We start from the raw sequence: 22,728 nt of genomic DNA, 5'->3' as shown, positions 1-22,728 counted from the left end.
AATCCACCAGAAAGCTGTATTTCCAGGTCTGGGTATTTGCCCAAAGGCGTGGGGCGGGTGCGCTAAAGCTCCTCGACCTGGAACTGCAGCTGCGGATTCGCAAACACGTCCTGGGACTCAATGAGCTGCAGCTCCTGCGAGTCTGCCTCATAAGTGTTGTGTAGCAAGTCGTACACCGAAGACGCGGTGCGCTTGAGCGCGAGCTTCGCATCGTGGGTTTCGACGTAGTGGCCGGTAAACAGCGCGGCAGTCACGTCGCCGGAGCCGTTGCGCTTGAACGGCAGGTGCGGGGTGGCAACGATGTAGGCGCGGTCACCGTCCACGGCGAGCATCTCGATAGTGTCCTCAGGGGTCTCCGGGCGCTTTACCGAGGTGACCAGCACGGTCTTCGGACCAATCTCCTGCGCAGCCTTCACCGCCTCCAGGGTCTGTTCCAAGGTGCCAACCTCGTGGCCAGTCAAGTAGCCCAATTCAAACTGGTTCGGGGTGATGATGTCAGCCACCGGCACGACCTTATCGCGCAGCAGCGGCGGAATCTCATCTGAGACAAAGCAGCCCGACTTCGCGTTGCCCATGACTGGGTCGCACGCGTACAAAGCCTTGGGGTTGACGGCCTTGATGCGGTTAACGGCATCGATAATTGCGCCGGCGATGTCTGGCCCGCCCTGGTAGCCAGAGAGGATTGCGTCGATCTTCTCAAAGGCGCCGCGCTTCTCGATGCCGTCGATAATGCTGGTGACATCCGATGCCGGAAGCATCGGCCCGCCCCAATCACCGTAGCCGGTGTGGTTGGAGAAGTTCACCGTGTGCACCGGCCATACCTCGTGGCCCGCGCGCTGGAGCGGGAATACTGCGGCGGAGTTGCCAACGTGGCCGAAGGTGACGTGAGACTGGATCGACAGAATATTCATGCCGTCTATTGTGCAACGTAACGCAACACGTCACCAACGAAACGGGGAAATTAATTTTCCTGTGGCTCGCCCACCGCCGGGATTCCACCGCCGGGGACCTCTTTGTCAAGGTTGGCGCGCTCGGCCGCGTCGGGGAAGGCCTTGGGGCCAGACGGCTTCGGCTGGTAGCTCACCCCGCGGGCGGCGAGGTTGTCGTACCAGTCCGCCAGCAGCTCGTTCTGCAGGCTGAACATTTCCTTTTCCTCTGCCGGGGTGGCGTGGTCATAGCCCAAAAGGTGCAGGCAGCCATGCACCGTCAACAGCGCAAGCTCGTGGCCCAGAGAGTGGCCGGCGGCATCGGCCTGGCGCAGCGCGAACTCCGGGCACAACACGATATCGCCCAGCATGGACGGTCCCATCTCGGGGGCGTCGGGACGCGCGCCCAGTGCGCCTGGGGTGATTTCATCCATCGGGAAGCTCATAACATCGGTTGGCCCCTCGAGGTCCATCCAACGCACGTGCAGGTCCGCGATGGTATCCAAGTCCACTGCGGTGATCGTGCACTCGGCATCCGGGTTGATGTCCATGGCGCCGAAGGCATAAGAGGCGACGTCGATGAGCATCTCCTCGTTGACGCCGTCGAAGCCGGACTCGTTGATGAATTCGATGGACATTTAGTTCTCCTTATCCGCTTGCGCTGCGGCTTCAGCAGCATCATAAGCATTCACGATACGGCTGACCAGCTGGTGCCTGACGACGTCGCTCGAGCCCAGGTCCGCAAAGTGAATATCCTGCACGCCGTCCAAGATGCGGCGCACCAAGCGCAGGCCAGAGACCTGGCCACGCGGCAAGTCCACCTGCGAGACATCGCCGGTGACCACGATCTTCGATCCAAAGCCCAGGCGGGTCAAAAACATCTTCATCTGCGCCGGCGTGGTGTTTTGGGCCTCGTCGAGGATGACGAAGGCGTCGTTGAGCGTGCGGCCACGCATGTATGCCAGCGGGGCGACCTCAATAATGCCGGCTTCCATGAGCTTCGGGATCATCTCTGGATCCATCATGTCGCGCAGAGCGTCGTAAAGCGGGCGCAGGTACGGGTCGATCTTGTCATTTAGCGTGCCGGGCAGAAAGCCCAGCTTTTCGCCGGCCTCAACTGCTGGGCGGGTCAAGATGATGCGCGAGACCTGCTTGGCCTGCAGGGCCTGCACGGCCTTCGCCACCGCCAGGTAGGTCTTGCCAGAGCCTGCGGGGCCGATGCCGAAGACCACGGTGTTGTCATCAATGGCCTGGACGTACTCGGATTGGCCCACCGTCTTTGGGCGCACGGACTTGCCACGGCGGCGCACGATGTCCGCCGCCATCGCCGCGGAGACCGATTGCGGCGCTTCCACCGCAATCATGTCCACGGTGTGTTTCACGGTATCGGTGCTGACGTGATGGCCGCGGCGGGCAATCGCCTCGAGCTCGTCGAGCACCTTCGCGGCGCGGGCCACCTCATAGTCAGGTCCGGTTACTGTGACCGTGGTTCCGCGCGCGAAGAAGTCTGCGTCCAGTAGGTTGTTGAGCACCCGCAGGTTATCGTCAGCGTTGCCGAGTACGGTCGCGACGTAGACGGAGTCAAGCTCAAACTTCTTGGTGATAATAGGCACCCCAACAGGCTACCAGCGTGCGGTGCGCACGCCGATTGCGGCAAGGGCCACCATGGCTGCCGACGCCGTGCGTAACACCTCCGGCCCCAACTTAACCGGATGGGCTTGCAGGCGCTCCAGCTCCTCGGCACCGATTCCGCCTTCGGGTCCGACAAGGAGATAAATGGTGCCCTCCAGCGGAACATCCCGAATAGAGTCGGTGGCTTCCTCGTGCAGCACGTAGGCGGTCTGCCCGGAAATCAGCTGGGCCAGCTGCGGGGTGGTCAGGGGGCCAGTAACCTGCGGGATGCGGTCGCGGCGGGACTGCTTCGCGGCAGCAACCGCCGCCGACTCCCACTTCGCGAGCGCCTTCGGCGCCTTCTTTCCATCCCACTTGGCCACGCAGCGATCTGCCTGCCAAGCGATGATCTCATCGGCGCCTGCCTGGGTGGCAAGGTCCACCGCGAGCTCCGAGCGCTCCGACTTCGGAATGGCCTGAACCACCACAACGCGGGGGTTGGGCTCGGGCGCAAAAGTCACGGCGTCGACAAGCGCGGCCAAATGATCCTTGCCCGAAACGGACTGGATGGTGGCCAGGGCGGCGGTGCCCGTGCCGTCGATGAGTTTGAGCCGCCCCCCTACGCTAAGGCGCTTGACCGTCACCGCGTGGCGGCCCTCGGGACCTTCGAGCCCCACCGGCTCGCCAACGCTAGCCAACGAGAGATCAGGATGAATGAAGACGGGCAGAGACATTAACGGCGGAACCTATCTCGGATACGGGAGAAGAAGGATTCTTCCTGTCCGTCGCCGGACTCGCGCACGCGGGCGCCCTCGTCGCGGGAATCGCGGACCTTCTCGAGCAGCTCGCGGGTCTTCTTGTCGAGCTCCTTCGGAACCACGACATCGACGTGGGCAAACAGGTTGCCAAAGCCATCGGTGCGCAGGCGCGGCATGCCCTTGCCCTCGACCTTGATGGACTCGCCCGGCTGGGTGCCTGGCTCGATGTCGATGTTGAGCTCCTCGCCATCTAGCTGATCGATGGTGAAGTTGGTGCCCAGTGCAGCATCGACCATCGGCACGCGCACGGTCAGGTGTAGGTCGTCGGCGTTGCGCTCAAAGACGGCGTGCGGCTTGGTGGAAACCTCCACATAAAGATCGCCCGCCGGGCCGCCGCCGTGGCCGACCTCGCCCTGGGAAGCCATGCGGATGCGCATGCCATCACCAATGCCGGCCGGGATATTTACGGTGAGATCGCGGCGCTTCTTCACGCGGCCATCGCCACCACAGTGGTTACAAGGATCAGTAATGACTTCACCGAAGCCCTGGCACTTCGGGCACGGGCGGGAGGTCATAACGTTGCCCAGGAAGCTGCGCTGCATCTCCTGAACCTCGCCCATGCCGCCACAACCATCACAGGTAACTGGCTTGGACTTGGAGGCAGAACCCGTGCCCTCGCAGCGGTCACAGAGCACAGCGGTATCGACGGTGACCTGCTTCTTCAGGCCGGAATAGGCCTCTTCCAGGCTAATGGTGGTGCGCAGCAGGGCGTCATTGCCCGGCTGCACGCGCGAGCGCGGGCCGCGGGAGCCACCTGCTCCACCGCCGAAGAACTCAGCGAAGATGTCGCCTAGGCCGCCGCCACCGAAACCACCGCCGAAGCCGCCGCCGGCAGCGCCGCGCTCTTCCATTGGGTCGCCGCCCATGTCAACGATTTGGCGCTTCTGCGGATCCAGGAGCACCTCTTGCGCGAGGGAGGCCTCGCGGAACTTCTCCGCCGCCTCTTCATCGCCCGGGTTAACGTCCGGGTGATACTTGCGGGCGAGCTTGCGGTAGGCCTTCTTAATTTCGGCGTCGGTTGCGGATTTTTCTACACCAAGGATGCCGTAATAGTCACGAGCCACTTAATGAAAGTCCTTATCTAAAATTAGAGTCACTGGGAAAAGTTTTCCGTGCCAGCTTACTCGCCGGCCAGAACTTCGCTTACATAGCGTGCAACAGCGCCAACCTTCGAGATTGTTCCCGAATAATCCATATAGGTCGGGCCTACAACGCCAAGGCCGCCCAACGTTTCATTGCCGGCGCCGTACGCAGTGGCGACGACGGATGCCTGCCGCAGCTTGTCCTCCTCATTCTCCTCACCGATGACGACGGAGACGTTGCCCAAATCCGGCACGCGAGCCAAAAGCTTCAACACCACGACCTGCTCTTCGAGAGCCTCGATGAGCGAGGGCAGCCCTTCTGGGAAGTCTCGCGCGATACGCGTGAGATTAGAGGTACCAGCCATGATCAGGCGGTCGGAGGGGCGCTCCACCAACGTCTCGATGAGAGTCGTGGCGGCATTGAGCACGTGCGGGCGGATGTCCAGCGGGGAGGTTTCGACGAGGCTGGCAAGTTCCACCGAGGCGTCGGTTAGCGTCTTGCCCTCCAAGGCGTTGTTGAGGACGTCGCGTAGGCGTGCGGTCTGCAGTGGGTCGATGATGCTGTCCAGCTCGACGTTGCGCTGATCGACGCGCCCGTTATCCGTGATGAGCACCAACAACAGGCGCACTGGCGAAAGCGCCACGACCTCGCAGTGCTTCACGCGCGAAACCTTGAGGTTGGGCATCTGCACCACCGCCGCCTGCTTGGTCACCTGAGCAAGCAGCTGCACGCTGCGGCGCAGTACATCCTCCAGGTCGACGCCGCCTTCCAAGAAGGTCAGCATGGCACGGCGCTCCGGCGCAGACAAAGGCTTTACGTCGTGCAGCGAATCGACGAACTGGCGGTAACCCTTCTGCGTGGGCACGCGCCCGGAGCTGGTGTGCTCGTGAGCAATCAGGCCCTCCGATTCCAACACCGCCATATCGTTGCGGATGGTGGCGGAGGAAACGCCCAGGTGATAGCGCTCCAGCAGGGTCTTGGACCCCACGGGTTCCTGGGAGGCAATATAGTCCGCCACAATGGCGCGCAATACCTCGCGGCGGCGAGCATCAGTGGAATTGGACATGCGCCCTATGTTACCTACCTTCGCCGTGGCCTTTAAGCTTCCTCGGCAACCAACAAGTCGGTGATGATGCCGTCTGCCAAAAGGCGCCCCGGCTTGGTCAAGCACAGCCGGTCGCCGGCGCGCTGCAGCAACCCACGGGAGATGTAGTCCGCGATGACCGGCTCCGCACCCGGAGCCAGCCAGCCAGCCGGAATGCCCTCGCGCAAGCGCAAACCGAGCATGATCTTTTCGGTGTGCCGCTCGACCTCGGTTAAAACCTCGCGTTCCTTCACCGGCAACTCGCCGCGGCCTAGCATCTCGATGTAGCGGCGCGGCAGCTTCACGTTATAAAAGCGCTCGTCGTTCAAATGCGAGTGCGCGCCAGGGCCCGCGCCCCACCAGTTGCCGTCGACCCAGTAGATGCGGTTGTGCTCGCATTCGCCGCCGGGCTTGGCCCAGTTGGAAACCTCGTACCACTCGAAGCCTTCCGCTTCGAGCGTCGCAGAGACGGCCTCATAGCGCCTTGCCAGCACGTCCTCGTCGGGTGCAGGCAAGATTCCCTTTTTCACCTTGCGCGCCATCCGGGTGCCGTCTTCTACGATGAGCGAATACGCGCTGACGTGGTCGACTCCCGTTTCGAGAACGCGGTCAAGGGTAAGCCGCACGTCGTCGTCAGTCTCCGTGGGCGTGCCATAGATCATGTCCAGGTTTACGTGCTCGAAACCTGCGGCGCGGGCCTCACGCGCGGCGTCGAAAGCCCGGCCCGGGGTATGCGCACGCTCAAGCACTCGCAGCACGCTATCCGACGCCGACTGCATGCCCAGCGAAATGCGCGTAAACCCCGCCTCGCGCAGCTGCTCGAAATAGCGCGGGTCCGTCGACTCCGGATTCGATTCCGTGGTCACCTCCGCCCCTGGGGCCAAACCAAAAGTCTCTTTCACGCGGGCCAGAATGCGGCTAAGCCCCTCGGCGCCCAACATCGAAGGCGTGCCGCCGCCGATGAATACGGTCTGCGCCGGCCTTCCCACCTGCTGCGCCGCCATGCCCAGCTCGCACTCGAGGGCGTCCAGGTATGCGGCGGTCAGATCGCCGCCCAGCTCACCTGGGGTATAGGTATTGAAATCGCAATACCCGCACCGCGAAGAGCAAAAGGGAACGTGGATATAGAGGCCAAAGTCTTGAGACATGCCCTCTAGGCTAGCTTGGGCCAGGAACTAAATAACCCACCGGTACGTTGAAGGATGTAATCTATTCTGCAGTTTCCCATAAATAGAAAGGCAGCTTCAGTGGAACCTCCGAGTCGATGTCCCCGCCTCACCGAATGGCAGGCGGGGTAGGCCATGGTGCAAGCAATCCTTATGATTTTGGCGGGATTTCTGGTCATTGGCCTGATTATCGTCGCGAACGCGTACTTCGTTGCGCAAGAATTTTCTTTCATGTCGGTGGACCGCGCACAACTGCGCTCCATGGCTTCCGAGGGCAATAAGACAGCTGAGCGTGCCCTGAAAATTACCCAGCGCACCTCCTTCATGCTCTCCGGTGCCCAGCTGGGCATCACCATCACGGGCCTGCTGATTGGCTATGTGGCCGAACCCCTGGTGGGCCGCGGCTTGGGTGAGCTGCTGGGCGGCGTGGGCATTCCCGCCGGCGTTTCCATCACCATCGGCACGGTGGCAGCACTTTTCATCTCCACCATCGCCACGATGCTTTTTGCGGAGCTATTCCCCAAAAACTACACCATCGCAGCTCCGATGAAGACGGCGTTGTTCTTGTCCACCTCCACCATGTGGTACCTGCGCATTTTCGGCTGGCTTATTCACTTCTTTGAGTACGCCTCGAATGCGATCTTGAAGGTCTTCGGCATCGAGCCTGTAGAAGACGTGGATTCTTCCGCCACCACCGATGATCTCGAGTCCATCGTGGATGCCTCCCACGAGGCCGGCGACATCGACGAGGCAACCTACCTCGTGTTGGACCGCCTGTTGGACTTCCCAGAACACGACGTCGAGCACGCGATGATTCCGCGTTCCCGCGTCGACGTCATCGATCCGCAGACCACCATCGGCGAGGTTCGCGAGATGATGTCCACGGATCACACGCGCTACCCCATCATCGACGATGAACACAACCCCATCGGTGTGGTGCACTTGTTCGACGTGCTGGGAACGCAACTTCCCGACGCCACCGCGGCCACCGAGATCATGCAGCCCGCCGTTGTGGTGCCAGAGCTCATGCCGCTTCCCGACGTCGTGACCGAGTTGCGCGACGCCAACGACAAGCTGGCCTGCGTCATCGACGAGTACGGCGGCTTCGTCGGCATCGTGACCATGGAAGACCTAGCCGAGGAGATCCTGGGCGATGTCAGCGACGAGCACGACATCGAAGAGACCGAGGAAATCACCGAGCAGGATGAGTCCCACTGGCTCGTCGATGGCGATACACCGATTGACGAAATCGAGCGCGCCATCGGCCACGATCTGCCGGAAGGCGACTTCGAGACCGTGGCTGGCCTGCTGATTTCCCACTCCGGCGCGCTGCCTGAGGAGGGCGAGGAGTACACGATCGAGCTCGAGGCGGAGCCGGATGACTGGGTAGAGCGCGACGACGCCCCAGTGCGAAAGCTGCACCTGCGTGTCGAGGAGATTGACCGCCACGTGCCGGCGACCTTGGCACTGGAGCTCGTTGAGGAATACGCCGATCAAACGGAGGAGGAGAGCTAATGACTGATACTTGGTGGTTTAACCTCCTCATCACGCTTGTCATCATCGCCGCCTCGGCCTTCTTCGTCATCATCGAGTTTTCGATGATGGGCGCGCGCCGCAACCGTTTGGAAGAAACCGCTGAGACCTCCCGCACCTCGCGCTCGGGCTTGCGCTCTTTGAACGAGCTGACCATCATGCTCGCCGGCGCGCAGCTGGGTATTACGGCGACAACTTTCGTGCTGGGTGCAGTGACCAAGCCGTGGGTCCACCACCTGCTCATGACCCCGCTGGAGGCACTCGGCCTGCCGCTGGGCGTGGCCGACGTGGTCTCGTTTATTTTGGCGTTGTTCATCGTGACCTTCCTGCACCTGGTCATCGGCGAGATGGCTCCGAAGTCTTGGGCGATTACCCACCCGGAGACCGCGCTGCAGCTCATCGCGGTTCCTGCCCGCGGCTTCATCTGGCTCTTCCGCCCGCTTCTGAAGTGGATTAACCACATGGCGAATGCGATGGTGCGCTGGACTGGCGAGGAGCCCGTCGACAGGGCCGGTGCCGCCGGCTACGACGCAGATACCCTGCGCCACTTGGTGGAGCATTCCCGCGAGACGGGCACTCTGGACGATGATTCGGCGAACCAGATCACCGGCGTAATTGAGTTGGAGGCCTCTACCGTTGGCGCGCTGGCTCGCGAGCACGGCTCCCAGGTCGTCCCGCTGTCCCCCAACGCTACGGTGGCTGAACTCCATGACTTGGTCACCCGCAAGTCCATCATGCGTGTGCTGGTCTTCCCGAAGGATTCCCGCGTGCCGCGCATCGTGCACGTGCGCGATACGCTCCTCGCCGAACCGGACACTCCAGTGCTCGAGTTCTCCCGCCCCGCGCTGACGGTTTCCTCCTCGTTGACTGTCCAGAAGACCTTGGACCACATGCGCGCTCGCAACGAGCAGCTCGTGGCCGTGGGCAAGGCGGACAAGGATAAAGCGATGTGGATTCTGACGTGGGATGACATCATGGGCCAGCTATGGCCGCAGATTACGGAGCAGTTGGACTTGGCCAACTAGCGCCCAGCCCTCCTTCCTGCCCCCCCTTCCCGCTTCCTCTACCCCTTCCCCGCAAATACCCAGCCCTGGAAGCCCAGACGCCGTGGTCGCGATTTTCAGAGTTGAAAAATATTTTTTCGCGACCACGGCGTCTGGGTTTCCAGGGCTGGTTTTCTAGGGCTGGGGGTTCAGCCACAAGATTTCACACCCAGTTGTTGACGCCGCCAACAAGTTATCCACAGCTTTCAAAATTGTCTCTAGAGCTACACACCCGCGGCGGGCGAAACTAGTGCCATGACCACTCTTGAGACCATCCACCCAGCCAAACCCGCCACGTCCAACGACCTTAAATCCGGCACACTTTTACAGCTAGCACCGCGCATGGCCGTAGACCGCGAGGAATACTTAGCGCTATCCGCCGTCGAACGCCAGCGCCTCGAATGCATAGCCATAGCCCGCAGCTCTTATACCGCGGTACTGATTAGCAAGTCCGCCGCACTCCTGCATGACCTTTGGCTGCTCCCCTGCCCCGAAGACCCGGTCGAGCTAGCGCTTCCCTGCGGCAGCCTGCCCCGCCACAACCGCCATGCGCCGGGACGCCGCTACCGCAAGACCATGGTCGGGGACGTAGAAACCATCGACGGTGCGCGCGTGGTTAGCATTGCCCGCGCGGTTGCCGACGTCGCGCGTTACCACGGCTTCCGCCACGGCCTCATCGCCGCAGACTCGGCGTTAAACATGGGTATTAGCCCTGCCCGGCTGCAAGCCGAGGTCGATGACTTAGGGCGCGTACATAATGCCGCAGCAGCCCGCAAGGCAATTGCCTGCGCCAGCTCCCTATCGCGCTCGCCTTTCGAGTCACTCGTGCGCGCACTGGCTGTGGAGCTGGGCTTAGACGCCAAGCCGCGGCAACGCGTGGCCCCTGGCATCGAGGCATTGCTCATCGAAGAGGCCATCATCGTCGAGATTGGCCCGCAAGCGGTCCTATCTCGGCGCTCGAGCCGCACGGCATACCTGCGCTCCTTGGGATACCGAGTAGTTCAATTTACGCCCGAGCAATTAGCCATAGATCCGGATACCTGCCGGAGGACCCTGCACATGCTGGCGCAGGCGCACGCGGTTAAGGCGAGCTAGAAAAGACAAACACCGCCGAACGAGGGAATCGGCGGTGTTGGTGTCTCCTTGTGTGTTGGCAACAAGGAAGTCTATTTATTGGCTTTTAAGCGGTAGTCGCGGCCTGTCGCGCGGCTTCGCGCTTGGCACGGACGCGGGCAACCACAGCGTTAACGCGGGCACGCTCTTCTAAGAACGGCGGCGGGTTGTGACCACGCATCGTGCGCACGTAGGCCGGGTGGGCTTCGACGACGGTATGGCGCCAAGCCTGCACCGCAATGAGCGCGGATTGACCGGCACGCTTGTACAGGTGCGGCAGGGAAATCATGTCCAAGTTGCGGGCCACGGCGTCGGTTTGGCCGAGCACATAATCCACCAGCTCGCGCAGGTAATCCGCCACCGCCCCAGTGCGGCCGCGCAGCGTGGCAGCGAGCTCGGAGACCACGATGGTCGGGGAATCAATCGCAAAGGCGGCATCCAGGCTGCGCGCGGTGAGCTGCTCTGGCTCGGCGATATCGTTGTTGCCAGATGCGGCGGCGGAGATAGTGCCCGAGCGCACCCCTGAGACCAGCGCGTGGCGCAGGCCAATCAGTTCGCCTACGCAGCGCCCGGAATCAATGCGGGCGTCCTCGACGATGTCGCCGAGTTCCGCCAGGCAGTCCAGTGCGAGTTCATCGTCCCAATCCTCAATCGCCTCGATGAGGTGCTCGATATACTCGACAACTTCGTCGCCGATGTTGTAAATCTCCTGGGTCAGCTCGCGGTGACGTAGCTCGGCGGCGATTTTGTGCATGCCGGTCCTTTCCGCAAACTAACCTCTAGTTGAGGTTGAGACTTCTCTGTAACGAGTGCTGACTTTATTCCAGATCCTGTGAACGATCTGCGCGACACTCCGAACAAACTCACAGACTTGAAAATTGCGGGGAGCCGGCGAAGCACCCGCCGGCCCTAGATGCCTACTGCTTCTTCGAGTAGATGTGGTCAATCGCGTTAGCGTAGCGCTGTGCCACAACATAGCGCTTGACCTTCATCGTTGGGGTCAGCTCGTTGTCTTCCTCAGTCAGGTCAGATTCCAGAATGTAGAACTTCTTAATAGCCTCCGCATGGGAGACAGTGGTGTTGACCTGGTTGATAGCGTCCTGGATTTCCGCACGCAGCGTGGCGTCGGTAGACACCTCGCGCATGGAACGGTTGGCCGGGATATTATGGTCAGCCTTCCATCGCTTGAGCTGGTCCTCATCCAGGGTCAGCAGCACACCGATGAATGGCTTGCCGTCACCCACGACCATCGCCTGGGAAATAAGCGGGTGTGCACGCAACATGTCCTCCATCGGCCCTGGAGAGACGTTCTTGCCGCCTGCGGTAACGATGAGGTCCTTCTTGCGGCCGGTGATGACAACGTGGCCGGAATCCATGATTTCGCCCAAGTCGCCGGTGTTGTACCAGCCATCTTCCAGCGCATCCGCGGTGGCCTCCGGGTTGTTCCAGTAGCCCTTGAAGACGATGTCGCCCTTGATCAAGATTTCGCCGTCTTCGTTGACACGGATGGTGGTGCCCTCCAGTGGCGGGCCAACGGTGCCGATCTTCAGATCCTCAAAGTTCACGGCTGCAGCTGCCGCAACCTCGGTAAGGCCGTAGCCTTCGTAGACGGTCACGCCGATGCCGCGGAACCAGTGCAGAAGGTCATGGCTCATCGCGGAGCCACCGGTGATGCAGTATCGCACCTCGCCGCCCATGGCATTGCGGATGGTCGAGTAGACCAAACGGTCAAAGAGCTGGCGTTTTGCACGCAGGAAGCGGTCCGGCCCCTCCGGGGTATCCAGCGCGCGGGAATACTCAATGGCCACTTTCTCGGCCTCGCGGAAGATGCCCGCCTTAATTGGGCCGCCCTCCTTGGCCTTGGCAGCCGCACCGTTGCGCACCTTTTCGAATACGCGCGGCACGCCCAGAATCAGGTTCGGGCGGGATCGCTGGAACTCGATGGTGATGGTGCTGAAGTCAGACCAGTGATTCTGCGAAGCACCGCTCATGGCAACGGCCAGGGATACTGCACGCGCCAGCACGTGGGCCAGCGGCAGGAAGGTCAACACGTGGTTGCCCGGCACCGCGATGCCGCCAATCGGGTTAGTCAGCAGGCCGAGAGTCTCCGCCAGCCAGTTACGGTGGGTCAGGATGCAGCCCTTCGGGCGGCCGGTGGTACCGGAGGTATAGACCAAAGACGCGAGGTCATCGGTCTTGGTGGCAGCGATGCGGGCGTCAACGACGTCGTCGGAAAGCTCGCGGCCCTCAAACATCAAGGTATCGATGGCCGAGGAGTTGATCTCCAGGATGCGGCGCAGCTGCGAAGGCGAATTCTTCAGCGCCGGCTTGCCGTCCTCCTGCAGCTTCAGGTGCGCCACCAGCTCAGAGTGCTCGCGCGATTCAGTAATCGCCAGCACCGCGCCGGAGTCCTCCACGATCCACTGCACCTGGGACAGCGAGGAGGATGGGTAGATGGGCACCGAAGCTGCGCCGGCAGCCCAGATTGCGAAATCCAGAAGCGACCACTCGTAGCGGGTGTTTGACAGCAAGACCACGCGATCTCCCTGCTCCACGCCAGCGGCAATAAGGCCCTTTGCAACTGCATAGACCTCTTCGACGAACTGCTTGGCAGTGACGTTAACCCACTCATAGCTGGCCGGGCGGGTAAACATCACGCCGTGTGGGCGCGCCTTCGCCGTGGCCATCATGCGGGTTAGACAGGTTTCACCGTCTTCGATTTCAAACTTTGCAGGAGTGTGCGCTTCTTGCATAGTCACTGGATATCCTTTCGCACATCTATATAACTCCAGCCCACTCTATCAACCGATCCCCCGGCGTGTGGCCTAAAACCGTGGCAGAATGTGGCCTGTGACTACGCGTGAACTGCTCGAAGAACTCGCCCAGCGCCATGGCGTTGCCGCTAAGTACTCCTCCCAATCCGGCTACCCGATTTATGTAACGGATGAAACAATCGCCTATACCCTGCGCGCATTGGGCGTGGCGGTGGAAGACCGCGCGAGCGAGGAGCGCCTGACGCACCTGCTCTACGAGGATTACTTAGAGCGGGCATCGCGCCCGTTGCCGCCGTGCGTGGTGGCCAAAGAGGGCGTCGAGAAGCAATTCCTAGTGCACGTGCATGCGGGCCAGCCGGTGGATATCCAGGTAGAGCTCGAAGATGGGCAGCTCCGCCAGGTCTATCAGGACGAAAACAACGCCCCGCCTGCCGACGTCGCCGGTACCCACTGGGGCGAGGCCACCTTCCACATTCCGGGTGATCTGCCGCTGGGCTTTCACGAAATCCAAATGTCCTCGCCGGGCATAGGCGCGCATTCATGCCCGCTGATCATCACCCCGGCACGCCTTAACACTGCTGACCCGTACTTAGAGCGCCCTGCCGCAGGCGTGATGGCGCAGCTGTATTCGGTGCGCTCGGAAAATTCCTGGGGCATCGGCGACTTCCAGGATTTGGGGCGCCTGGCACAGACCGTGGCGCCTTTCGCCGATTTTCTGCTGATTAATCCCCTGCATGCCGCCGAGCCGGTGCCGCCTGTAGAGGATTCGCCGTATCTTCCCACCACGCGGCGTTTTATCAATCCGCTCTACCTCAACATCGAGTCCATTCCGGAGCTGCAGCAGCTTTCCCCGGAGCTGCTTGACGACGTCCACGAGCTCGCTGCCGAGTTCCGCGAGCGCAACCGCAGTGCCGCTGAAATTGAGCGCGATTGCATCTACGAAGCCAAGCTCCAGGTATTAAGAGAGCTCTATAACCAGGAATTTTCTGCTGAGCGCCAAAATAAGTTCTTGGAATTCCAGCAGGCAGAAGGAAAAGGCCTACAGGACTTCGCGCGCTGGTGTGCCGAGCAAGAGCTTTCGCTGCGCACGGGCCAGCGTCACGCGGTGGAGGAAGAGGCCGGCGAACTCGCGCGTTTTTATGCCTGGCTGCAGTTCTTGTGCGACGAGCAGTTGGCTGCCGCGCAGCGTCGCGCCAAGGAGGCGGGCATGCGCATCGGGTTGGTCACCGACCTAGCCGTGGGCGTGCACCCGGGTGGCGCGGACGCGGTGAACCTCGCCGAGTACCTCGCGCCGCAGAGTTCCGTGGGTGCCCCGCCTGATGATTACAACCAGCAGGGCCAGGACTGGTCCCAGCCGCCGTGGCACCCGGTGCGCCTGGCGGAGTCGGGCTATAGGCCGTGGCGAGAGATGTTGCAGACCATCCTGCGTCACTCGGGCGGCGTGCGGGTGGACCACATCTTGGGGTTGTTCCGCCTGTTTTGGATTCCGCGCATGACGTCGCCGCAGAACGGCACCTATGTCTATTACGACTACGAGGCCATGCTCGGCATTCTCGCACTGGAGGCCCAGCGGGCAGGAGCGGTGCTCGTGGGCGAGGACTTGGGCACTCTCGAGCCGTGGATTCAGCATGTGCTGGCAGAGACCGGGGTGCTGGGAACTTCCATCGTGTGGTTCGAGCGCGCCGAGGATAACGAGTCGCCCTTGCCGCAGCACGCATATCGCCGCTTGGCGCTTGCCTCCGTGGGCACGCATGATCTTCCGCCGACCCTGGCTTATCTGCGCGGCGAGCATATCGCGCTGCGTGCACGGCTGGGCGTGCTCACCCGCTCCGTGGCCGAGGAAGTAGCAGATGACCGCAAGTGGCAGGCACGGCTTCTGAATGAGGTGGAGCGCACCGGGCTGCTGCCGCGGCGCGAGCCAGAGGAAGAGGTTGTCTTGGCTTTGCACCGCTACATCGCCGGCACGCCTTCGGCGCTAACAAGTACGAGCCTGGTGGACATGGTGGGCGACGTTCGCGCGCAGAACCAGCCCGGCACCACGAAGGATCTCTACCCCAACTGGTGCGTGCCGTTGTGTGATTCAACGGGCACGCCCGTGCTCATTGAGGACTTGGAAAGCAACGAGTTCTTCCAGAAAATGGCACGCGCTAGCGCCCGCCGCGGCGATTAAATAAGACGATTAAATAAACAGGCCGATGATTGCCACCACAACGACGAGCGCGATCATCGTCCACAGCGTCAGGCTGACGCGTGACTTTGGCAGGGCGCGCTTGCGGGGTGCGGGAGTTTGATTGCGTTCGGGATCCCAGAGGCCTTCGCGCGGATCTTCGGGCGTTGACATGGTTTCCAAGCTTAGCGGGTGGCGGAAGTGGAAGTCTTCTTCGGCCCCTTCAGGTGGCGGGCCGTGAAGTCGATGGCGAACATCAATGCCCAGGCTGCGAGCGCAAGCAGCGGCACCGCCACCGCGATGAGCACCGGCATTTGCAGCCACACCGGCGCCTGCACCATCGCCTGCGATAGAGCACCGGTCAAATTTGTCCACCATTCCATAAAGCGGGATTTTAGCCGAGTACTCTAGCCCGTATGACTAACACGCCAGTTCACGTCACTTGCCCGGCAGGCACGATCACCGGATACACCACTGATACGGTCAATTACTTCCACTCCGTGGACTATTCGGAGATCCCCAGCGACTTCGCCGATGCGCGGCCGCTTCAGACACCGCGCAACCAGGACGCACGTGTTCCGCGTCCGGAGGCGGTTGCGCTGACTATCACCGCGCCTGCCGAGACCACGGATGCCCCAGTGTTGGTCTACATCCACGGCGGGCGCTACGAGCATGGCACCCACGAGGATCCACGCGCCGAAGGCACCGCCAACGCGCAGGCCGGAATCGTGCAGGTGCAGGTGGGCTACCGAGTGGGGCTGCCAGGCTTTGCGAGCTTCCGCGACGACGAGGCCTTCCGCTTCCGCGGCATCGATGATTGCCAGCTGGCGCTCGAATGGATCCAGCGCAACATCGAGTCCTTCGGCGGCGACCCCACTAACGTCACGCTCATCGGCCAATCAGCCGGCGCCACCACCGCGTTGTGGCTGATGCGCCGCGACCACTACCGTGGCGCTTTCCGCCGCGTTGTCGCGCTTTCCCCGGCCTTCCCGTTGCAGCCCTTCGAGGAACGCAAGGCCACGCTGCGCCAAGCCATGGGCACCGCGATTACCCGCGGCTCGCTAGAGAGCCTGCCACAAGAAAAGCTCGAGGCGGGCTACCGCAAGTTTGCAAAGAAGTACAAGTACGGCATGGCATTGGGCCCCGCGCCTTTCGACGCCCGCGAGCTCGCCGACATCCCGCTGGTGCTCGGCTCTACCCGCGATGAGTTCTACGACGTAGCCTCCGCACAGAAGGCCGACGCCAGCCCGTTCCGCAGGCTTATCGCGCGCTATCTCGCGCCCAAGTTCGGCTTCCCACGCAACTCGGTAGATACCTGGATGCAGGTGGCCAACTATTTGGACGAAACCCGCCCGCTGGGCCGCATGATTGGCGATGGCAATATTCGCCGCTGGGTGGCACAAGCAGGCGCCGACGCCCCTGGCCCTACCTGGATGATCGAATTCACCCGCGCCGATGGCCCGGCACTCCACTGCGCCGAGCTGCGCTATCTCTTCGGCGTGCACAACAACGACTCCACGAAAAGGCTCAACCGCTGGCTGCAAAAATTTACCTGCACCGGCGAGACCGGTTTTCCGGAGTATCGCCCCGACCACGCCATCTGGGAATACGAGATGGATAGCGGCAAGCAGCGAGTTGCTTACGCCAGCCTCGACTACGTGGCCGCCGCTTTCAGCGAGGACACCCGCCCCGGCGGGCTGCTATAGCGCAGAAATGGCCTTGCGCAGCGGGGCCTCTGCAATTTCCTCAACCATCCAGGGGCTAAAAGCAAACGGAGTGGCAACCGCGGCGTCGATAAGCGCGGCGGGTGCTGCCCACGCGATGGAATCCACCTCATCAGGATTCGGGTGCAGCTGCACATCCTCCGGGAGCTCCAAGACGAAGACCGGGCAGATCTCATGCTCGACGATGCCGGAGGAATCAACGGCCCGATAAGAAAAGTCTGGTAGAACCTCGCGCACCTGGTCCGCCTCCGCGTGGATGCCCAGCTCGAAGTGCGCCCGACGCAGCACCGCCGAGACGTTGTCCTCCCCCGGCGCTGGATGGCCACAAAAAGAATTGGTCCATACGCCAGGCCAGGTCTGCTTTGCCAGCGCGCGGCGGGTCACAAGCACCTTGCCGCCTGCTATAACCCACGCAGAAAACGCGAAGTGCAGCGGGGTATCCGTGGTGTGAACGGCCGCTTTATCAGCTGTTCCGGCAGGTAGTCCGTCGGGGCCGGCGAGGACTACGAGTTCTGTCATAGGTTGAGGTCTCCCACGTAGGTGACGTTGCCGATGCTAAAGCGGGCATTCCAGAGGTTGCCCGGGGTGACGTTGAAGCGGTACTGCAGGTTCGTCGAAGCACCCGCGCCCAGAGGCAGGTCCAGGCCCGGCGCGGCTACGTCGGCGTTGGCCTCTGGGTCATAAGGCAAAAGCTCAATCTTGGACCAACCGCCATTGCCGTCAGCGCGCTCTAGGACGGGCTCTTCGATGGCATCAGGCGGCAATGCGGTGTCATTCAGGTTGTGCACGCGGACGGTCACCACGGATCCCTGCACGGAGTCGCTGTATACGCCCTGCAGATCCCACTCGACGTTCAGACCATCGTCTTTGACCTTGGCGCCCAAGTCGGAGGAGATCTCCTTGTTGTCTACATCTTTGGGCTCATAAGGCGGCTCTTCCGAGCTAGAAACCACGATGTCTTCGCCCAATCCGGTTTCCTCTGGCTGCAGGATGGCACAACCGGAGGCAAGGGTACCGATTGCTGCCACAGCAGCAATCAACTTCAGAGACCTATTCACCGCGAATTCCTTTTGCTTTTTGGGACGGATCAAAACTTTTCTTTAATACCTTAACCTAGTCAGTGTTTATTGCCGTACAGGTGGCATACTGTCCCTTCTCGAATCCTTCTCACCCCTACCTCAGAATTGAGAGGCGCTAGCTAGCTTTATGAATTCCATCTTGCGCATTACTCGCAGTGCTTCTGCGCTGTGGCCTTTTTATTTGGGAGTGCTTGCCACCGCCACGGTGACCGCGGTGCTCTCGCTCATCTCGCCCTTCTTGGTCCGCGAGGCAACCGACGCCATCGTTGAGTCCTTGCAGGGCGACACCCCGGCCGAAAGCGCCCTGCGCACCGTCATGTGGCTCGTCATCGCATTGTTTGCTGCCGACGCCCTGGGCAACCTGATTAAAAACGTCGGCGGCTATATCGGCGACGTCATGGTGGCGCGCCTGCGTCAGATCCTGTCCACTCGCTACTTTGCCAAGCTGCTTTCCGTGCCGCAGGCCTACTACGACAATCAGGTCACCGGCACCATCATCGCCCGGCTGGATCGCTCGATCTCCAATATCACGCAGTTCGTGCAGTCCTTCTCCAACAACTTCTTCACCATGCTGATTCAGGCCATCGCGGTGTTGGTCATCATGGGCATTTACTACTGGCCGCTGGCCATCCTGCTCGCGCTGCTGTTTCCGCTGTACATGTGGCTTACCGCCATGACCTCGACGCGTTGGCAAAAATACGAGGGGAAAAAGAATGCCGATGTGGACCAGGCCAATGGCCGCTTTGCTGAGGTCATCGGCCAGGTTAAGGTGACCAAGTCCTTCGTGGCGGAGGTGCGCGAGCTAGATAGCTTTGGCAAGCTCTACCGCCGCATCGTCGATACCACCAAGCCGCAGTCGCGTTGGTGGCACTCCATGGATACCCTGCGCGGCGTGGCCATGTCCCTCATCTTCCTGGGCATCTACGCCATCGTGTTCTGGCGCACCCTCCATGGCCATTTCAGCATCGGCGATATGGTCATGATCTTGCAGCTGGTCAACCTGGCCAAGCAGCCGGTGTTCATGATGAGCTGGATTGTGGACACGGCCCAGCGCGCCATCGCCGGTTCCAAGGACTATTTCAAGGTCATGGAGGAAAACTTCGAGCCGACGGCGAACAAGGGCCTCATCGAGGCCACCACGGCTTCCGACGCCCCGGTGCTTGACCTCAAACCGGTTCAGCCTTTGGAGCCGACGCCGGGCAAGCCGGTCTTTGCTTTCCAGGACGTGTCCTTTTCCTATGAAGAAGACAAGCCCGTGGTCGAAGAAATCACCTTTGCTGCCGAGAAAGGCCACAAGGTGGCTTTGGTCGGCGAATCTGGCGGCGGCAAGTCCACGCTGGTCAATCTGCTGCTCGGCCTCTACCACCCCACCGCGGGCCGCCTTAGCGTGCTGGGCCACGACGTCGACGAGCTCAAGGCCGCGCGCCTGCGCGCCTCTGTCGGCGTGGTCTTCCAGGAGTCCTATCTGTTCTCGGGCACCATCCGCGAAAACATCGCCTACGGCAAGCCCGGTGCGAGCGAGCAGGAGATAATCGACGTCGCCAAGCGCGCCAATGCTCACGACTTCATCGAGGCTTTCCCGCAGGGCTACGACACCGTCATTGGCGAGCGCGGCCTAAAGCTTTCAGGCGGACAGAAACAGCGCGTTGCCGTGGCGCGGGCGATGCTCAAGGACGCGCCGATCTTGGTCCTGGACGAGGCCACCTCCGCGCTGGATACCAAGGCCGAGCGCGCCGTGCAAGCAGGCCTGGATGAGCTGATGAAGAATCGCACCACGCTGATCATCGCCCACCGCCTGTCCACCATCGCCGACGTGGATACCATCATCACCCTGGATAAAGGCCGCATTGATGAGATTGGTTCGCCGGCGCAGTTGTCCCAGTCCGGCGGCATCTATGCCGAGCTGCTGCGCCTTACCCAGTCCAGCTCGCGTGCAGACCGTGAGCGTTTGAAGCGCTACGGATTCGTCGAAAACACCGCCGCTGAGACGGAAGAATAATAAACCTGTTGCCTGCTTTTGCCCCGCGCTAGTGTGGGGCTTATGCAGTTTCCATCACTAGAAAAGTTACAAGCCCGCGGCACCCGGAAGTGGACGGTGTACGGCGATGACGTACTGCCGCTGTGGATTGCAGAGTCCGATTTTGAAACTTCTCCTGCGGTCAAGGATGCAATCCAGCGCGCCGTGGATGCCGAGGCCTTTGGCTACACCCCCTCGCCGAAGTCGGCCGGGCTTAATGACGCCGTGGCTGACTTTTATGGGACGCGCTACGGCTGGCGCCCCAACCCGCGGCAGATTTTCTGGATCGGCGATGTAGTCCGGGGCCTTTTCTTGGCGCTGAACTACTTCACGCGGCCCGATTCCCCAGTGGTGGTTCCGGTTCCTTCCTACCCGCCGCTTTTGGAATTGCCAGAAGCCGCCGGCCGCGAAAAGATTGAGACCACCCTCGATCTTGCAGACATCGAGCGCGCCTTCCAGCAGGGTGCTGGCTCCATCTTGCTGGCCAATCCTTTCAACCCACTGGGCACCGTCTTTGAGGAAGACTATCTCACTAAGTTGGTGGCGCTGGCGGAGAAATATGACGCGCGCATCCTCGCTGACGAGATCCACGCTCCTCTGGTCTACGAGGGCAAGCACATTCCGGTCGCTTCCTTGGGCGAGGCCGGCGCACGGCGCACCATCACCGTGACCGCTACGTCCAAGGCGTGGAATATTGCGGGGCTAAAGTGCGCGCAGATCATTTTCTCTAACGCTGGCGACGTTGCCACCTGGAATAGCTTGAGCGGCGTGGCCAAGGACGGCACCGGAACTTTAGGCGTGCTAGCAGCCGAGGCCGCCTACCGCGACTATGAGTTCCTAAACCAGGAGATTGAGTATCTACGGCAGACCCGCGATTGGCTCGTCGAGGAGCTGCCAAAGCACATACCGGGGCTGAAAACCACCGTTCCGCAGGCAACTTACCTGCTTTGGCTCGATTTCCGGGACACCGCGATTGGTGATAACCCCCAGCCCGCGAAGTGGCTGCGCGAGAACGCCAAGGTGGCCCTCAACGAGGGCGAGACCTTTGGCACCGGCGGCAGCCACCATGCTCGTTTGAATTTCGCGACTTCTCGCGAGATCTTGGAAGAAGCACTAGACCGTTTGGAGAAGGTTTTCTAATAGCAATTAGAAATTTGCCAGACTTCCCTCCACCGTATAACGTGTTATGAGACAGTTATCCCAAATAGTGGGAAACCAGAGGGAAGATATGACAACACAAACACAAACACCTGCGACTCCGACCGGCAAAAAGGGCGGCTCCGTCACCACCATCGTGGTGGCCTCGCTGATGCTCTTTTCGATGTTCTTCGGCGCCGGCAACCTTATCTTCCCACCCATGGTCGGCGTAGCCTCCGGCACCAACTTCTGGCCAGCCATCCTGGGCTTTTTGGCAGCCGGCGTATTACTGCCGGTCCTGGCGGTCGTCGCCGTGTCCATCTCCGGCCAATCCGTGCGCGACATCGGAAACCACGGCGGCAAGTTCTTCGGCATCGTATTCTCCGCCATGGCCTACCTGGCCATCGGCGCTTTCTACGCCCTGCCGCGTACCGGTGCCGTTTCCATGGAAACCGCCATCACCCCGCTGTTCGGCTGGGAAGGCTTCGGCGCCAACGTCACCTACAACATCATCTTCTTCCTCGTGGCGCTCGTCTTGTCGTGGAAGCCGAATAGCATCATCGACACCCTGGGCAAGTTCCTGACCCCTGCGCTGGTCATCTTGCTCTTCGTCCTGATCACCCTGGCCTCCTTCGGCGCCGAACGCGTCCCGGCCACCCCTTCGGAGGACTACACTTCTTCCGCCATGGTCACCGGCCTTTTCGAAGGCTATAACACCATGGACGCCATCGCTGGCTTGGCCTTTTCCATCGTCATCGTCACCTCCCTGAAGTCCAAGGGCTTCAAGGAAGGCAAGCCGGTGGTTTCCGGCACCATCACCGCAGCCGTTATCGCTGGCGGCCTGCTGGCCGCCATCTACCTCGGCCTGGGCTGGATCGGCCAGACCATCCCGAACGGTCAGAGCTATGAATCCGGCGCCACCCTGCTTGCCGACGCCGCGAATTCCACCATGGGCGACATCGGCCAGGCAGTCTTCTCAGCCATCGTCATCCTGGCGTGCATGACCACCGCGGTCGGCCTTATCGTCGCCACCTCTGAGTTCTTCGTGCAGCTGGTTCCAAAGACCACCTACCATTTCTGGGCCGTGCTCTTTACCCTGCTGTCCATCGCCTTTGCTTTCCAGGGCTTGGAGACCGTCCTGGCCATCGCAGTTCCATTCATCACCTTCCTGTACCCGCCGGCCATCACCCTGATTGCACTAACGCTGCTGCAGCCAGTGGTCAAGAATGCCGTGCGCTTCCGTTGGGCCTTCTTGCTCGCACTGTGGACCTCGGTGATCTGGTCTGCGCTGTCCGTCCTGGCGGGCCAGGGCTGGCTCGCAGGCATCCAGCAACTGTTGGACATCTCACCGGGCCAGGCCGTGGGCCTGGGCTGGTTCGCGCCGACGGCGATTGCAGCCCTCATCGGCATGGGCATCGACTTCGCACAGCGAAATAAATAGTCCGGGCGTAGC

General features: G+C 61.5%; 21 protein-coding genes. 8 read left to right on the top strand and 13 right to left on the bottom strand.

The window, feature by feature from the left end:
- Window positions 1-62: 62 nt before the first annotated feature.
- Genes pdxY through hemW form a run of 7 tightly spaced genes read right to left on the bottom strand, consistent with a single transcriptional unit; the run spans window position 63 to window position 6,670 of the window.
- Window positions 63-911 carry a pyridoxal kinase PdxY gene (pdxY, locus tag HMPREF3169_RS05890; protein WP_061923993.1) on the bottom strand — a complete coding sequence of 283 codons (849 nt, stop codon included), beginning with the start codon at window positions 909-911 and terminating at the stop codon, window positions 63-65.
- A 50-nt stretch (window positions 912-961) separates the two neighbouring features.
- A complete protein-coding gene (ybeY, locus tag HMPREF3169_RS05885; protein WP_062037951.1) occupies window positions 962-1,564 on the bottom strand; it encodes an rRNA maturation RNase YbeY in 603 nt (200 codons plus the stop codon).
- Window positions 1,565-2,539 (bottom strand): PhoH family protein, encoded by a 975-nt coding sequence (locus HMPREF3169_RS05880; protein WP_061925824.1) that lies wholly within the window; start codon window positions 2,537-2,539, stop codon window positions 1,565-1,567. It abuts the gene before it with no gap.
- Window positions 2,540-2,548: 9 nt separating this feature from the next.
- Window positions 2,549-3,271: a 16S rRNA (uracil(1498)-N(3))-methyltransferase gene (locus HMPREF3169_RS05875; protein WP_070433039.1), complete on the bottom strand. Its 723-nt coding sequence runs from the start codon at window positions 3,269-3,271 to the stop codon at window positions 2,549-2,551.
- A complete protein-coding gene (dnaJ, locus tag HMPREF3169_RS05870; protein WP_062043676.1) occupies window positions 3,271-4,419 on the bottom strand; it encodes a molecular chaperone DnaJ in 1,149 nt (382 codons plus the stop codon). Before dnaJ ends, HMPREF3169_RS05875 begins: the two co-directional genes overlap by 1 nt.
- A gap of 56 nt (window positions 4,420-4,475) precedes the next feature.
- Window positions 4,476-5,504, bottom strand: a complete 1,029-nt coding sequence (gene hrcA, locus HMPREF3169_RS05865) for a heat-inducible transcriptional repressor HrcA (protein ID WP_070455931.1) — start codon at window positions 5,502-5,504, stop codon at window positions 4,476-4,478.
- Between the two features lie 32 nt (window positions 5,505-5,536).
- Window positions 5,537-6,670, bottom strand: coding sequence for a radical SAM family heme chaperone HemW (gene hemW / locus HMPREF3169_RS05860; RefSeq protein ID WP_070433038.1), 1,134 nt, complete (start codon window positions 6,668-6,670; stop codon window positions 5,537-5,539).
- A gap of 153 nt (window positions 6,671-6,823) precedes the next feature.
- Between hemW and HMPREF3169_RS05855 the strand changes: the two genes are divergently transcribed.
- The 3 genes from HMPREF3169_RS05855 (at window position 6,824) to HMPREF3169_RS05845 (ending at window position 10,359) form a co-directional block, all read left to right on the top strand.
- Window positions 6,824-8,203, top strand: a complete 1,380-nt coding sequence (locus HMPREF3169_RS05855) for a hemolysin family protein (RefSeq protein WP_070433037.1) — start codon at window positions 6,824-6,826, stop codon at window positions 8,201-8,203.
- Window positions 8,203-9,246 carry a CNNM domain-containing protein gene (locus HMPREF3169_RS05850; RefSeq protein ID WP_070455930.1) on the top strand — a complete coding sequence of 348 codons (1,044 nt, stop codon included), beginning with the start codon at window positions 8,203-8,205 and terminating at the stop codon, window positions 9,244-9,246. Before HMPREF3169_RS05855 ends, HMPREF3169_RS05850 begins: the two co-directional genes overlap by 1 nt.
- 273 nt (window positions 9,247-9,519) lie before the next feature.
- Window positions 9,520-10,359, top strand: coding sequence for a hypothetical protein (locus HMPREF3169_RS05845; protein ID WP_070455929.1), 840 nt, complete (start codon window positions 9,520-9,522; stop codon window positions 10,357-10,359).
- 85 nt (window positions 10,360-10,444) lie between these two features.
- On the opposite strand, the gene HMPREF3169_RS05840 is transcribed toward HMPREF3169_RS05845, so the two are convergent.
- Together HMPREF3169_RS05840 and HMPREF3169_RS05835 are read right to left on the bottom strand one after the other, a co-directional pair.
- Window positions 10,445-11,131, bottom strand: coding sequence for a hypothetical protein (locus tag HMPREF3169_RS05840; protein WP_061925799.1), 687 nt, complete (start codon window positions 11,129-11,131; stop codon window positions 10,445-10,447).
- A 163-nt stretch (window positions 11,132-11,294) separates the two neighbouring features.
- Window positions 11,295-13,130, bottom strand: coding sequence for an AMP-dependent synthetase/ligase (locus HMPREF3169_RS05835; RefSeq protein ID WP_061925796.1), 1,836 nt, complete (start codon window positions 13,128-13,130; stop codon window positions 11,295-11,297).
- Window positions 13,131-13,227: 97 nt separating this feature from the next.
- Between HMPREF3169_RS05835 and malQ the strand changes: the two genes are divergently transcribed.
- Complete coding sequence (malQ, locus tag HMPREF3169_RS05830; RefSeq protein ID WP_070433035.1) at window positions 13,228-15,321, top strand: 4-alpha-glucanotransferase; 2,094 nt, start codon at window positions 13,228-13,230, stop codon at window positions 15,319-15,321.
- A gap of 9 nt (window positions 15,322-15,330) precedes the next feature.
- On the opposite strand, the gene HMPREF3169_RS13105 is transcribed toward malQ, so the two are convergent.
- A complete protein-coding gene (locus HMPREF3169_RS13105) occupies window positions 15,331-15,492 on the bottom strand; it encodes a hypothetical protein (RefSeq protein ID WP_162839579.1) in 162 nt (53 codons plus the stop codon).
- Between the two features lie 11 nt (window positions 15,493-15,503).
- The gene (locus HMPREF3169_RS12935; RefSeq protein ID WP_070433034.1) at window positions 15,504-15,701 is read right to left on the bottom strand and encodes a hypothetical protein; all 198 of its coding nucleotides are present in this window, start codon (window positions 15,699-15,701) and stop codon (window positions 15,504-15,506) included.
- A 33-nt stretch (window positions 15,702-15,734) separates the two neighbouring features.
- Between HMPREF3169_RS12935 and HMPREF3169_RS05820 the strand changes: the two genes are divergently transcribed.
- Window positions 15,735-17,024: a carboxylesterase family protein gene (locus HMPREF3169_RS05820; protein WP_070455928.1), complete on the top strand. Its 1,290-nt coding sequence runs from the start codon at window positions 15,735-15,737 to the stop codon at window positions 17,022-17,024.
- Here HMPREF3169_RS05820 and idi read toward each other — a convergent pair.
- Together idi and HMPREF3169_RS05810 are read right to left on the bottom strand one after the other, a co-directional pair.
- Window positions 17,019-17,561 carry an isopentenyl-diphosphate Delta-isomerase gene (gene idi / locus HMPREF3169_RS05815; protein WP_070455927.1) on the bottom strand — a complete coding sequence of 181 codons (543 nt, stop codon included), beginning with the start codon at window positions 17,559-17,561 and terminating at the stop codon, window positions 17,019-17,021. The genes HMPREF3169_RS05820 and idi overlap by 6 nt on opposite strands.
- The gene (locus HMPREF3169_RS05810) at window positions 17,558-18,100 is read right to left on the bottom strand and encodes a hypothetical protein (RefSeq protein WP_070433031.1); all 543 of its coding nucleotides are present in this window, start codon (window positions 18,098-18,100) and stop codon (window positions 17,558-17,560) included. Before HMPREF3169_RS05810 ends, idi begins: the two co-directional genes overlap by 4 nt.
- Before the next feature lie 148 nt (window positions 18,101-18,248).
- Between HMPREF3169_RS05810 and HMPREF3169_RS05805 the strand changes: the two genes are divergently transcribed.
- The 3 genes from HMPREF3169_RS05805 (at window position 18,249) to brnQ (ending at window position 22,716) form a co-directional block, all read left to right on the top strand.
- Window positions 18,249-20,120, top strand: a complete 1,872-nt coding sequence (locus HMPREF3169_RS05805; protein WP_070455926.1) for an ABC transporter ATP-binding protein — start codon at window positions 18,249-18,251, stop codon at window positions 20,118-20,120.
- Between the two features lie 42 nt (window positions 20,121-20,162).
- Window positions 20,163-21,278 (top strand): MalY/PatB family protein, encoded by a 1,116-nt coding sequence (locus HMPREF3169_RS05800; protein ID WP_070455925.1) that lies wholly within the window; start codon window positions 20,163-20,165, stop codon window positions 21,276-21,278.
- An 88-nt stretch (window positions 21,279-21,366) separates the two neighbouring features.
- Window positions 21,367-22,716, top strand: a complete 1,350-nt coding sequence (brnQ, locus tag HMPREF3169_RS05795; RefSeq protein WP_070455924.1) for a branched-chain amino acid transport system II carrier protein — start codon at window positions 21,367-21,369, stop codon at window positions 22,714-22,716.
- Window positions 22,717-22,728 lie beyond the last annotated feature (12 nt).

The sequence above is a fragment of the Corynebacterium sp. HMSC08C04 genome (assembly GCF_001807495.1).
GTDB lineage: Bacteria > Actinomycetota > Actinomycetes > Mycobacteriales > Mycobacteriaceae > Corynebacterium > Corynebacterium simulans.
The sequence above is the reverse complement of the archived record's forward strand: the minus strand, read 5'-3'. Positions and strand labels throughout refer to the sequence as shown.